Here is a 14,530-nt window from a genome sequence, read left to right as displayed (position 1 = left end):
TAGCTTTTATAATAATAGCTTAACAAAACATCATGTAAAGAAAAGGTATTAACGGAGTATTCAGATGATTTCCTGTATAAAGATAATTAAAAACGAATATATGCTTAAGCTTGAATCAACGGATCTTGCCAACCTTTTGATACATGATGAGTCATTACTTGCAGCTATAATTAAATTGCTTAAGGAAAAGCGCTTTACAACAACGACTGCTTTCGCGTTGAAAAAAGCCCTAAATATATCTCTTGAAAACTTAAGCTCTCCTTTTATTTCTAACCTATTCCTTAAGCCATTAAGTGAACTGTTGGTGCAAGACTTAATATCGGCTTTCAAAGAAGTAGAACGTCTTATTTATTTACATCCTACAAATAAAAAAGTAAGTGTAAGCTCTATATTTCGAAGTTTAATCTCTGAAACAGATTCCACCCTGTCAGGTGGTATTGCTATAGGTAGCTGTCCATTTCAAACTCGATTTAGCATGAAATATCCACTAAACATGGCAAAGGTGCCATGCTCTTCTTCTAATATATATGTAATCAGAGTAAACCCTAGAAACAATAAAAGTTCACATACCATTATTGACCCTGATACTTTGCAGGGGGTTATACAGCCAAACGGTTTGCTATCTATTAGTTTGAACAAAGCACAAGAAAATTCATCACATACTTGGGTTGAAGGGAGTAAAGCTCAAAGCTGGCTTATGACATTACAAGTTATAGCGAGTGAAAATAATACCGCATCTATCCTTTATTTATTTAACAGTAGCCCTGAAATTTTGGACTCTAAAGATATCCTCCGAGCCTTTATTCAACTTAAAGGTATATTACAACGTAGTAAAATAAAGTCAGTTATCAAAAGAGTTAATGAAATATTTGCCTTATTAGCCTTAGGAGGAAATACGAAATCAGGCCACTCACTTGAGTCATACAGATTACCTAGTCATCTTATTAGTAATTCAGAGGTTCCAGAAAACAAATACTTACATGAAGTAGGAAAATATTTAACGTTCAAAGTATTGGTAGATCAATCTATTTTATATTATTACGTAAACGCTGGCCCATCTACAGTGCACTCTTTTTTACTAAAATCTTTAGAAAAACAATCTTCAAATTCTGAAACTAAACCTGTTAAATATAGAAATTTCACACTATTACGTACTGCATTAAAATAATTTTAACCGATAAAAACTTAGCAGATGAATCTAGTTTTTTAGTTAATGATAAAAGCGAAGTTTCCGTAGAAAATTTCGTTGAATGGGCTAAAAAAGCTGATAAGACAATAAATATGCACGTAAAAACACACCACTCACAAGTAACTAAAGAATTATTTAATGTGTTGTCTATACATGAAGAGCTAGCTGAAGGAATAAATAATTATTATAACGCGATAAAGAAGGTACCTTCTAGAGAGTCCAGTGTAATTATAGACACTAACAGCCCGATAATATCTGGACTATTAACACCTGATGGCTTGCTTTACACGTGTTTTTCAAATTCAAAGTGGGACAACTTATCTTCTGATAGTAAATCACTCGAAAGCTATGTTTCCAGAGTATCCGTATCAAAGATACTACTTTATTTAGCTCTTCATAAAAACATCCCATTTACGCGAACATTATTAATTTCTCCTCCTGGGGATATAAAGCCAATTGATATATATCGTTGTTACGCTGAAATAATATCAATTTTATCCAGTAGAGAAGGTGCGCATACAGGGATTAATGGATTTATGGCCTTTTTGAATAAATACGGTGGAAAAATTGATAAAGGAATTACAATTGATTGTCTTGTCTTATTTGGTGGAGTATCAAATAAGAGTGATTTTTTATATATGCCTGAACGAGAATACACACTTCAAATGGTTCATGATGATAACGAAGCAGTAAGGTTCGTGCCCTTTGATTCTAACTATTTACCAGGAATTATGTTACCTAACAGCTTACTTTTCGAGTGTTTAAACGTTTCTGAAAGTACCTCAATGTCATGCAACATAGCAATTGAGATAAGAAAATCACTAAGTGATATTTCACAATATAACTGTCCAAAATTAAAAACATTACTCAATAGTGAAAAGGAAAATATCACAGATGCCATAATTATTAATGGTTTAATCGAATATGAATCCATGATCGATGCTTACCCTGCATCAACCAAAGAAAGTAAGGTGCACAAAAGTGCCTTTCTACGTACCTTCCTAAATAAATGGGCGGGGAATATTGCGGGTAAAAATTCTATAAATGAGCATAAATTCACAACGAGATTTAATCGTGATGGTGAAGTGAGATGTGTTAACCCTATAAAAATTCATGGCGAAACTGCTGATAATCAGCTTATTGATATTTCTTTCAATACATACCTTAATCCTACGATTTATAAACCGGACGGTCTATTAACAAAAGCTCTTCTATTTATTAAAAGTAGAGTGAGTAATTACTCTGGAATAAAGATTCAACAGTGGGAAACATTGATTGATTTTATCTTGAAGCACCAGTACCCAAACTCACCATTTATTAATGTAGGCAATTTTTTAAGTATCCCCGTTACAATATGTAGCAGAACTAAAGTAGTGCAGGCACTTCAAGCTATAGAGAAATTAATAAAACTCAAAGAAAGTAAAGATAAAGAATCTGATTTTTATGCTTTGATTGAGTTTTTTTCCTTGAAGAATGAAAAAATTGACGATGGAAGAACCATTTCAGAGCTTAATTATCAGTGCTGTTTTTCCGAACTCCCTAAACAAGAAAACATCACCTTTAAAATAACAAATAAAATCAATGGTAAGGTGGTATTAAGTGAATTTGAATGGGATATTTTACCAATTAATAATATTCTAACCCATGATGGAATATTGAATGTAGCAATACATAACCTGGCAAAAGAATCTCTAAATTCACCTGTATTTGGTTCAATAATTCATGATATTCAGTTAATGGTAAAAGTCATAAATAAAAAATTTAATGAGTCTGTCATTTCTATTGAAGAACACAAAGCTAACTCTACCTTACGTTATTTACTTACATCCTCCCTAAAGCAACTTAATCAACGTAATGTTCGGCAGGGATTTCTCCGCCTTGAAGAAATTATAGAGGGGAGCCATAGAAACAATAAAGGTAAATTATCTGAAACTTTCCGTCGATTTTTATCAACAAATTCACACTCCATTTCAAGTGGTTTAAAAATAAATGAATGCGGCTTCAAGACCCAATTTTCAGTAAGGAAAGAGCGTAAATATATTGAACTAATAACCCCTATAAGTGAAGTAAATGGCAAGGCTATCCCCCCTCCAGCCATGAATAACTTTGACTCTATCAGTAACCTGAAAAATAAAATCAATGACTATTATCAACTTCCAATTGTTGCCATAACAAAAGCTGCTCAAAAAGAAATGGAACTATATCAACAGTTACGAGATGAACTAAGTCCTCTTGTGAATCGTGATAATAACGAAGATTTTACTTTTAGTATCCCTGAAGGTGTTCAAAATTGGGTTGCTAAAACATCAAAGGACAATAACAAAAATACAACAACCAAGTTGAAAAATTTTATATATACCTTCGGACGAGAAATGATACTTGCCGCTTTTTTACAGTTACGTGCTAATACACCAGTTAATGACACTCTCTTTTGCCAAGGTAAAAGTAACTTAATACATCCTGCCTTCCATGTATGGTTTAAAAAAAACGGGTCAAGTATGAAGTCATTTTTTTGGACTCCATTTATTCTTCCGAGACAAATATTATTGGTCTGTTTTATTCGTCTAATAATCCATACGACCTGGAATAAAGATGTAATAGCTTCCCTGCGAGGAAGTGATCTACCTTATCCGATACCTACCACTAGTTTTTTTATTCAGGGATACAAAGATAAAGTTGAGAAAAAAACTACTCCCGTTGAAGTTACTCACACGGACAAGGAAGTTAGAGAAGCTGTAGAGTTACTTTCACTGCATTACCATAATATGAAAGAACTTGGTTTTGATCCTGAATCTATCTGGGATACTCCTGATTCGATACGACTTACATTTTTAAATGCTAGTATGATTGATGATTTTATACTCCGTTACAGCCTTCCTAAGTTCAGGATTGAACAACTAGCTAAACATCAAATAAATGTAAGAAAAGGTGTCGATGGTAGTATCCATCAAAGTCAAATTGAGCGAAATCACGCACAAATGAAAACAACCGTAGGTTACGTCGACCACCCATTAGCTCGCATTTACTATGATGCCAATAATGCAGACTTCCAACATCGATTGGAAGCAACCGTTACTTTCAGGCATGTGGGAGCTGAAGCATTAAAAGAATATGGGATATCCGAGGGCGATATAGATTTAAAGTTACTAGGGTCCCCCAGTGATGAAAGTGATTTACCACAATGGTTCCTTTTACCTGATGGCTCAACCTGCTTAGATATTTGGTCTGCTATAGATAAGCCGAATAAATCCCAACAATGGTGTAGTGGCCGTAAGTGCCACTCAGAAAACGGATGCCCACACAATCAAGTATTAATTAGCGTTGAAGACTTTGTCCATACCCTAAGGCACCAACGTTGGTTCATAGAAAGGTACGACAAATTATTAATAAAATACACTCGTGAATATTTTGATGAGTACATTGCCCCTGCAATGCGATTTACTTTCGGGTTAACTCGTTTTGTGCAAACAGCTAATCCTGAAATATATCGCTCGGCAGAACTCCTTTTGACATCCAAACTATCTGGTGATGAATGAAACAAATTAAAATATTATCCTTAGAAGAGGTTAATTTCTTTGAAAACAACATCTCTGACCGAATAGCAGAGACAGCTAACGAGCTATCTGTTGATGACGAGAAGCTAACTATCAAAGGAACTGTGCTACAGTTTTCCAGTACCGTTGAAGGGCATACATATACTATTGAACAAGACTTAGCTGATATATGGGTGCCCGGCTCAGGGGGCTTTGAACATCCTGTTCCTATTTTATTATACCCACATCATGCAAAAACTATTGTTAGCACCATTGATATTTATGCTCAGGGTGTAGGTCATACCCCCTCGTTTACAAAAGGGGGAGCAACGTCTGTAATGACCAATATAATTAAATTTATAGAATGGTCATTACTAAAGGATCATTACCAACTAGAAACTATTTCTAAGTCAGACATAAAAAGTCTCTGTAACGATATGAAAAAAGGTGGGGTACCTAATTTATTACAACTTCCTCAGAGGTTCGATACCCTGTGGAAAAATATAAAAACCGATATTGAACTAATTAAAATTATCCTTACAGAGCCCACTAAAAAATATGGATATAGATCCCTAAACCTATCATTAATCAAAAAATTAATTGGCACTACCAGTCTTCAAAGCATGGTCCCAAAGACATTTTATAAATTAGTAGGCCATGAACTAAGAAGTTCAGGGATAAATGTAATTCATACTTTCGAAGATAAAGGCACTATGGGGTTATCACAACCATCGTCTAAAACACTCAATACACTTTTTTGTCAATGGAATTCGCTTGCTCGATTGGATGACGGAGACTCCATTTCATTCTTGCCCTTTAAAGATCCATATTATCTTAGTAATAAACTAGGTAAAGCAATAGGGCGAACCAAAAATCTTGGTACAGAACAAGTCATAAAATTATTAGGTGAAGCAAGTCTCTGGTTAAATAAAGCCTCACCCTTAATTATTAAAGTGGTAAAGGAAATAACAAACCTTCGCAATGAAAAAGGGCATGGTAAAAAACAATACCAAAGAAATCGATATATTATAGATACTCTTTATCCGAAGAAAATGGCCTCATCCAAACAGTTAAATGAGCTTGAAAAAATAATGGGCTTTAAAATATCTCGAGATGGGCCTGATCTTAAAGAACAAGACTCAGAAAAATGGACACTGACAGAATGCATTACGGCCCTAATGTCTGCTTGTTTCATAATTTTACAAATATACAATGCTCGCCGACAGGCTGAAATCAGCGATCCCATTATAGGTATAGCAAAAGAGGAACATTTCTGTTGTAAAGACAAAGAAGCTGGTTGGTACCAGGCATATTTCTATAACGAAAAACAAGGAGGAAGAAATTGGCACACGATAAATAAAAGCAGTACTCAAGCTTTGAGAGTACTTTTTGAGCTAAAAAAATCTTGGGATAGTCACGGACATAACGGTTTATTTAATATTCCTCGATTCAATATCGATGCTCAAAATAATATGAGTGCCTTGATATTCCAATTTAATAAAGGTAAAGACAGTAGCTACACGGGAAATAAATTTCTAGAACGAGCCCTCGGTGATGATGTCGGTTTAGCAAAAGGCACCCATATTTTCCGACGAATCTACGCCATTATTTATCATTATCAATACGAACATCGTGACTTACTCGCTTTATGCCATCAATTAGGTCATATAGATCCCGAAGTAACTGAGGTTTACGTTACAGATCCCGTTGCACGAAATACACATGAGACTTTACAGAACAAAGTTAAATTAAATCAACCCGAAGAAACGTCTTCAGCAATATTAGCTAAGGCTGAAAATAAGGCATTAGATAAAATTATACAAGAGGTCGATACAGAGAAAACCGCTTCAGATATTTTAGACTTAATGATGGGAACTAAAAGCATGGCAGGTCGGTATCCCGCATTTTTAAAACGAGTATTCAAAATTTTACATATAAGTGTAAGATTTAATAAGCATATGCAAGATAAACATCAAACTACATTTAGTGATCTTACCCCTAATAATCAATCATTAGAAATGGCAAAAGTCATAAGTGAACGCGGGCATAAAAACCAACCGAAACCACATAGTAGCTGCCATCGTCAGCCTAACAAAGCTAAATCTCATAAAGCACCATGTGACCCTATACAATGTAAAGGTTGTGCTTACCAAGATGTTAAAAAGAGTCATTTAGACATAATGAAAGAAGATTTAATGCACTTACGCGAAGTGGCGAATAATGGAGAAGATTACATGCTCCTTGAACGTATGCAAGCAACAGAACAAGCGAAAAACTTAGAGCATATTGTTACACAGCATGAACGAACGATGCAGCGTAACGATTCATTGTTTACAGGTTTTTAAAGGAGTTAATTTATGGAAATACAACGTAAAGAAGCTATCAAGCGTATTGAACAGAAAATAGATATTCTTGAAAAATGGCTCAACTCTGAGATCCCTTTTTCTCTAACGAGCAAGAAGACGCGTATGATAGAGAAAAATGGGGGATTCGAATTAGAGTATTTCCCAACATCGGTATCAGGTCTACGTAATTGGAATGGATCTAAAAACAACTCTGATGTTATTAAAAAATATAATATTCCAAAACAAATGACTTCGACTACAACCTGGGAAGCTACGCCTACTTATATGAGAGAGCGTGTAACGGGTACAAAAGCAATAGCTTCTTTGTTTATACGCTTAAAGGAAAAGGCGATTATACAAAGAGATAGTGGTCGAATAAGTAAAGTCAAAGAGTTAGAAGCGACCGTTACTCGTGTAAAACAAAATCATATGGCGATTGCCCATGAAATGATTGGCCTACGACTTGAAAACGATACCCTTACAGCAGAGGTTTACATTGCAGAACAGAAATTAGAAGGACTGAAGTCACAACATAAAGTTGAAATAGAATGGCGAAATAAAGCTGACATACAAAAAAAATCACAAATTACGGAACTAGAAAAACAGAACATTATATTACAAAAGCAATTACTTAAAATCAGTAACGAAAGTGGCATTTATCCAGAGGAATTAACGCAAAAAACAAACGTAGTCCCTTTCGATATAGGAGATAAATAAACGTGAAAAAAGGCAATAAAAAAATGAGTACCCAACGTATTGGTGAACTAAATGCTAATGCTGTGGAAAGTTGGTTGTCCGATAATCCAGTTATACCTCAATCTAAAGGGAAACCCAATCGTTCGGCTATTAGCAGGAAATTTGGCATCACCAAATCAACTTGGGAATCGAACTCTAGATTAAAAGCACTATGGACAAAAATTCAGGGTCGCTTTGTCCCCAAAAGTAATATGATAAATTCATCAAAGAGTAATACAAAGATTACAGAAGATGATGTTATTGCATTATTAAACAAAAAAGACGACATGATAATCCAGCTTCAAGCAGAGTTGGCACGTACAAAGTCAAATGCTGAGTTGCTACGGAGAAACCTAGCAGCGGAGGAGTTACTTATTTTAACTGGCCGCTATATTCCGTATAACGTTCTAAAGGATGATTCAGAGCTTGATAGTGAATTGATACTGAATAATGAAATCACTTAAACTACTCAAGACAACTGGTTCGGTTACAAACCTTACAGGGGTCGTTCTTAGTGTTTCCGAGATTAAACGCGGAAAAGAACGATACTCGGCAACATTTAGAATTAAGGTTGGACATTATAAATTTAATACTATTTGTCATGATACTGTTTTGCATTACCCTCCATCCGTCAATGATATATGGAGAGTAGAAGGTGAGCATAAAAATGATGTAAAATGCGGCCCTCAGTTTGTTGTAGCATCAGGTAAACGCCTAATTATTAGTAACAATACCGACCAATCAATAATTTGTGATTATATAATTCAGAACAAGTCATTCGTAGGTATTAGTAATAGTTGGGTAAAAAAACTCAATAATGCATTCCCTAAAAAACTAAAGCAGACTCTTGACTCAGTTGAAGCAAGCGTATTGGTCGCGCATCCAAAATTAAAAATGCCTGAGCTATTGGCTGAATCTCTCTTACAAAGCTGGCTACAGTGTACCTTTGAAAGAAAACTTCTTACTTTTTTGATTAATAAAAATATCTCCATTAATTTACTACCACAATTAATTAACTTATATGGGCTTCAAGCTATAGAAAATATTAATAGTGATCCTTATCGGTTGTTAAGCTTCATGCCACCCCAGAACGCACTTTCCCACTGGAGAACTTTAGATTCAACCGCCTTTAAATATTTTGCAATAAACAAAAAAGACCCTCGTCGAGTTATTTCTGCGATTGAAGCAATTTTATATCAGGCTTACGATACCAACGGCCACATGGCTCTTCCTATAGATATAGTACAAGACACCTTAATCAATGAAGGCATTGAACATGATATTGGTAATATTCTTCATCACAGCGAACAAAACTTATTAGTTCATCATCAAACGGGATTTATACAAAGCCTGGGGTGTTGGTCTTTAGAGACTATTGTAGCTAGAAGATTGAATGCACTTAATGGTGATAAAAATAGCACTAATGTAGATTTACAAAATAGCGTTTTAAATGACTTTGAAAGAGATCAAAGTCTCGACAATAGTACTAATGAATTTAAGCTGAATAGTATTCAACTTAAAGCTATTGAACTTGCATTGAAATCAAATTTATCAATCATCAATGGCGGTCCAAACACTGGAAAAACAATGGTGATGTTGGCCATAATTCGACAGTATGAAAACCAAAACAAAAGAATATTTGTTCTGAGCGCTACAGAAAGTTCAGTAAAACGCTTGGCTATTGAATATGGAAAAAAATCGGAAAATGTATCTACATTCATTGGTCACATAAAAGAATCGATTAAAAATAGTGATTTATCACAAGCTCTAATTATCATCGATATGGCATCGATGATTGATACGGCAACAGCCTATGTGTTGTTAAAAGCGATACCCAATGACTGTCGTCTATGCTTAATTGGTGACGATAAATTATTACCGCCTATTGGAGCTGGCATATTATTTCATCAGTTAACCGCTATCCCCCATTTATCTATCACACTAAATATACCTTACAACTTAGGGAGTGAAGCCGATTTAAATCAATTTAAACACGCGATATATATTAGAGATATTAAGACCGTTAAAAATATTATATCCCCCTATCAAATAAACCCTGAAGCTAATGTCACATGGCATATTCCACAAATTGTGGCTAGGCAGTCACTGTGTAAAGCTGCGCTCAACATTTGGTATGACAAAAAGAAAATGGATAAACCTCTCCAGATTTTCAGTTCAAGCAACCGAATATGCCAAGATATTAATCAAGAAATCCAACTTATAAGAAATTACAAAAAAAGCTATGATTCCAAAGAAGTTAATGATCAAAAGTTCATTAAAGGTGACCCTGTGATTTATGAAAATAACAATAAAGAACTCGGTATTTCAACCGGTTCAATAGGTAAAATATCAGAAATATTTACTCCGCGGAAAACGGTTAATTTTAGAGAGTGTATTATTCAGGTAGATTTTGAAGAAGGCTCTAAGTATCTAACAGAAGAAGACTGCTTATCCCTTAAATTATCTTATTGTATTAACGTCATTAAAGCTCAGGGCTGTACCTTTGATGATATTATCGTGATCGTGGATACTAATTATCCAATAGATCATTCATGGCTATATACCGCAGTATCTTTCACCAAAAAAAGTATTGTCTTGATCAGTAATGCTGAGTTTATTGAAAAAAGTATACTGTCGGAACAAAGTAATTTCAGTCGTCACATAGGATCCAAGATTAAAATTAAGAAGGGTCTATGAATATAGTTCCAGGCAATAAAATCGATTTAATTAATGAAACGAAAGTCCACTTGCACAGAGTTACTTATTACGTATACCAAGATAGTGATGGTAACGTTATCTGGCCAGCAATAAACTTCATAAATTTTATTATCAAAGAAGGAAATAATGACAGCACAATAGAAACCTATCGGCAGGCTATCCGCAGCTTATTTAACTATATATTAGATAATAAACGCGACTGGATGGATATAAACGATGAATTATTAGGCGTTTATGCCGAATGGCAACTCAGACAATCAATTAACAATCCAAGGTGGAGAGGAGATACTAATACGACTAAACGGAACATAAACCATGATTATCTAGCTCCTGTATATGAATTCTATTTTTGGGCCCAAAAGCAAGGATTGCACCCTAGTTTATTAGGTGTTCAACCTGAACAGGGGGATAAATATCAAATTACCTCAGCACTCCCATTACGTGATAAAGCGAAATCTAAAAAAGATGGTCCGAAAAAAAAACAGCTTTACCCTAAATCATTTTCTAACTGTGGAGAAAGTAGCGGCGGCCCTAGCCAAAAAGCCGAAGAATGGGAGCTTGACGAACTTAATGACTACATACGGGTAAATTACAAAGGGTATACTCGAGCTAGCTTAATGCTTATGTTACGTATTGTTGACCAAACAGGTTCAAGACCAATTACACTAAGTGGTTTTGCAAAGCTACAGTTTAGAAAAGAGACTGTAGAGTCAGAATTAATGAATACAAGTGACTCTATTTTAGATATTACGCCCATCATACAAAAAGGAGATAACAACATGCCTATTAAATTTCCTCTTACATTAGTCAATGGCGTGGTTTCATTTATAGAGAATGATCTTAAAGAGTTTATTAATACAATAGGCTTAAATAAACATGATGGTCATTTATTCTTGAATGAAAAAGATGGAAAACCGCTTTCCGCTCAGGAAATAACCAAGATTTTTAGTGCTATAACCAAAAAATTAAATTGGCCAAAAGGAAAGAGTCTTTACGCATTTCGCCACCGCTATGCCAACGAACAAATGGACATACAAGCATCAATCAATGATGAACTAGGATTTACTAAAGAAGAAAATGCAGTAGCCTTACAAGTGTCACAAAATATGACTCATAAGAATCATAAAACATTACTAAAAGAATATTTAGAGTCACGTACGCGACATGGATTTAAAACGAAAGTTTACCAACAGGAGCTTATGCTTCAAGAGTTAAGAGCTCAAAAGGAGTACCAAAACCTCGAAACTTTAAAAGCATTAGAGTTAGCTGAAGAGCAACGAAAAATTGTAAATAAATTACGACAGGAAATAGAGCGCCTGAAAAGAGTACGTTAAACTGAACTTTATTTAGTCATTTGTTGCCTGCTTTTACACACTAGGTCAACGCTAAAGTATAAGGACTAGATCTAACTCATAGCATCAGAAAGCTTTATTTCACCATTCTAGGTAATAATTCTTCTGGTTCACATTCTAAAGCCGCAGCTAATATATATAGCTTGTCTATTGTGATATTTACTTCGCCTCGATCAATACGACCAATGTAACTGCGATCAATTTGACTCTTTACGGCTAGTTTATCTTGAGATATTCCTTTAGCTGTTCTTACTGAACGAATTTTTTCTCCGAATCGTTTAGATAGCTCACTCACTAGAAAACTCCTAAGTAAATGAGCGACTATTCCATATTGCGGATTATAATATCACAGAGTATAATCCCACGGATTATAATCCCACACAATAAAATCTATTGTTTCACATACTTTTAGGGTAACAAATGAAGTTGGATCGGCTATTGGTTCAGATCATATCGGCACCAAATTTTGACCATTTCTCTGCTGTAGAGTTAAGAGCTGCCTATATAACACTGCATTCAGACAAGAGTTTAGTGCCTAGTGCTGCTCGCCGATTTGTTTATACCGAACTAGTAAAACTAGTAAAGAATGGCTGGTTAAGAAAAACTATTACAAAGAAGAAAGAGATAACAAATTTTAGCAAAACAGATTTATTTGATGCTGATAAATTAACTTTTGAATGCAAAGAAGATGGTAATGAAAATAGCCAAATCCTCCCAGCCAGTAACACTATACAAAACTCTCTTCAGGAACGTTTAAACGAGTACAAAAATGAGCTACTAATGAGTTATGGTGAATCAAGCGAATATAAGCAGCTTTGTAATGATTTTCCTGAGCTATATGAATTGCTTCAACCTCAATATAATAACGCTCGTGAACAAAATTCTCGGTTGCTAGGCAAAATAAAAGCCGTAGAGAATTTATTAATTGATGGTAAAAATAAAGCAGTATGAAACTAAGAAAGTGGCAGTCTGAATGTATTAATAAAGCTCTTAAAGTGTATCTAAATGGGTTATCTCACTTCTTAGCACTAGCAACACCAGGTGCAGGAAAAACTATGATGGCATCAGCGCTGGCTGAGCAACTATTAAAAAATGACCTTGTTGATTTAATTATTTGTTTTTCCCCATCTTCAATTGTCTCCAAAGACTTTAGCGAAAATTTGCAACTAGTAATCCAAGAACGGTTTGATGGACTTATGGGAGCTAGAGGTCACTCTTTAACTTATCAAAACTTACAATATCTTGATGATAACTTTTGGCAGCTATTCAAAAAGTATCGAGTATTTGTAATCTTTGATGAGATTCATCATTGTGCAGGCTCTAATGTTGATAATGCCAATGCTTGGGGTGAGCAGATAATAGTTAACATTCAAGATAAGGCTAAATTTACTTTAGCGTTAACGGGAACCCCTTGGCGTTCAGATGCTGCTCCTATCGTACTTTCTAAATATATGCACCCTAGCAACAAAATCTCCTGTGATTACATTTACGGCCTTGCTGAGGCTATTCAGGATAATGTTTGCCGTATACCTCAGATTATTGCTGTGGATAATAATCATATATCCGTTGTTGATGCTGATGAAACTAAAACATTCAATAGCTTCAAGTGCCTACTATCACAGTCAATCATCCCTTATCAGGAAGTAATAGAAAATGAAGCAGTTATTAAATTTTTAATATCATCTGCACACAAAAATCTTACTAAAATAAGAAGTATCAACCTCACTGCAGCTGGATTAGTTGTAGCCTCTTCCGTTGAGCATGCAAAACAAATAGTAATGTTAATGAAGGCCTGCATTGACGAAGATGCCATAGTTGTAACCTATAAAGAAAAAGATCCAACTAACATCATTCGAAACTTCAGACATTCTAAGAAAAAATGGATCATTTCAGTTGGCATGATCAGCGAAGGAACCAATATTCCTAGATTACAGGTTTGTTGCCACCTCACTAACATAAAAACGGAAATGCATTTTAGGCAAATATTAGGTCGAATTCTTAGAGTTACCAATGGTCAAAACCAAACAGCTATTATGTATATGCCTGCTGAGCCTAAGCTTTTGGAGTACGCCTATAGAGTTAAACAAGATGTTCCTTTTGAAGCTGATGTAGTTAAGTTTGAAAAAATGAAAACAGCCACTCCAGAAGATATTGATGATAAGCAGCCTGATGCTGTTACTTTCGATAAGACAAAATCGACGCCCCCTAAGATCGAGCTTAAATTAAGTAATTTTGGAAATAATATCAAGCATGAGGAGTTGGATGGGGTTAACACAAGAGCTGACGTTCACTATTTGACCGACTCATATGAAAAAGTGGTCAATATATTTGGTCAATTTAAACAAGAAGCCATAGCTTTAGGGTTGAGTGATTTACGTTAATTAATATTTAAGTGAAATCATCTGGAATTAGGTTTTACTAAGTACTAATAAGGTCCCTACCTACAATAAAAAATATTACTGGAAAATATCTAGCATGAGTACCACTTAATATTTATCCAAATAACAATAAAATAGAGTATTACTTCTAAGGCGCTAATAAGATGGTCCGCCTCCCCTAAGCTACACTTAGGGAGATTATTAAATGAGGAGAATCATCATGTCTACTATTAACATTCTTGGAATTGATATTGGGAAATCAACCTTTCACCTTGTTGGC

Annotated in this window: 10 protein-coding genes; 9 read left to right on the top strand and 1 reads right to left on the bottom strand. The window is 34.8% G+C overall.

What is annotated here, in order from left to right; all coding sequences use genetic code 11:
• The first annotated feature begins 64 nt into the window (after positions 1–64).
• The 7 genes from ESZ36_RS08260 to ESZ36_RS08230 all read left to right on the top strand — a co-directional run bounded on the left by ESZ36_RS08260 (position 65) and on the right by ESZ36_RS08230 (position 11,854).
• Positions 65–1,168 carry a hypothetical protein gene (locus tag ESZ36_RS08260; RefSeq protein ID WP_146786218.1) on the top strand — a complete coding sequence of 368 codons (1,104 nt, stop codon included), beginning with the start codon at positions 65–67 and terminating at the stop codon, positions 1,166–1,168.
• A gap of 113 nt (positions 1,169–1,281) precedes the next feature.
• Entirely contained in the window at positions 1,282–4,725 is a 3,444-nt protein-coding gene (locus tag ESZ36_RS08255; RefSeq protein ID WP_146786216.1) for a hypothetical protein, read from the top strand.
• Positions 4,722–7,067: a hypothetical protein gene (locus tag ESZ36_RS22490; protein WP_170235804.1), complete on the top strand. Its 2,346-nt coding sequence runs from the start codon at positions 4,722–4,724 to the stop codon at positions 7,065–7,067. The genes ESZ36_RS08255 and ESZ36_RS22490 overlap by 4 nt, the downstream gene beginning before the upstream one ends.
• A gap of 12 nt (positions 7,068–7,079) precedes the next feature.
• Positions 7,080–7,784, top strand: a complete 705-nt coding sequence (locus ESZ36_RS08245; protein WP_146786213.1) for a hypothetical protein — start codon at positions 7,080–7,082, stop codon at positions 7,782–7,784.
• A 2-nt stretch (positions 7,785–7,786) separates the two neighbouring features.
• Positions 7,787–8,266 (top strand): hypothetical protein, encoded by a 480-nt coding sequence (locus tag ESZ36_RS08240; RefSeq protein WP_211357775.1) that lies wholly within the window; start codon positions 7,787–7,789, stop codon positions 8,264–8,266.
• Positions 8,253–10,499, top strand: a complete 2,247-nt coding sequence (locus tag ESZ36_RS08235) for an ATP-dependent DNA helicase (RefSeq protein WP_146786210.1) — start codon at positions 8,253–8,255, stop codon at positions 10,497–10,499. Before ESZ36_RS08240 ends, ESZ36_RS08235 begins: the two co-directional genes overlap by 14 nt.
• Positions 10,496–11,854: a hypothetical protein gene (locus tag ESZ36_RS08230; RefSeq protein ID WP_146786209.1), complete on the top strand. Its 1,359-nt coding sequence runs from the start codon at positions 10,496–10,498 to the stop codon at positions 11,852–11,854. The genes ESZ36_RS08235 and ESZ36_RS08230 overlap by 4 nt, the downstream gene beginning before the upstream one ends.
• Positions 11,855–11,948: 94 nt before the next feature.
• Here the strand turns inward: ESZ36_RS08230 and ESZ36_RS08225 are convergent, their stop codons facing one another.
• Entirely contained in the window at positions 11,949–12,167 is a 219-nt protein-coding gene (locus ESZ36_RS08225) for a helix-turn-helix domain-containing protein (RefSeq protein WP_146786206.1), read from the bottom strand.
• A gap of 236 nt (positions 12,168–12,403) precedes the next feature.
• Here ESZ36_RS08225 and ESZ36_RS08220 point away from each other — a divergent pair, with 236 nt between their 5' ends.
• Both ESZ36_RS08220 and ESZ36_RS08215 read left to right on the top strand, forming a co-directional pair.
• Positions 12,404–12,823 (top strand): hypothetical protein, encoded by a 420-nt coding sequence (locus tag ESZ36_RS08220; protein ID WP_246129026.1) that lies wholly within the window; start codon positions 12,404–12,406, stop codon positions 12,821–12,823.
• On the top strand, positions 12,820–14,253 hold the full coding sequence (locus ESZ36_RS08215; RefSeq protein WP_146786201.1) for a DEAD/DEAH box helicase: 1,434 nt from the start codon (positions 12,820–12,822) through the stop codon (positions 14,251–14,253). Before ESZ36_RS08220 ends, ESZ36_RS08215 begins: the two co-directional genes overlap by 4 nt.
• The last annotated feature ends 277 nt before the right edge of the window (positions 14,254–14,530 follow it).

Source organism: Colwellia demingiae, assembly GCF_007954275.1.
Lineage (GTDB): Bacteria > Pseudomonadota > Gammaproteobacteria > Enterobacterales > Alteromonadaceae > Colwellia > Colwellia demingiae.
The sequence above is the reverse complement of the archived record's forward strand: the minus strand, read 5'-3'. Positions and strand labels throughout refer to the sequence as shown.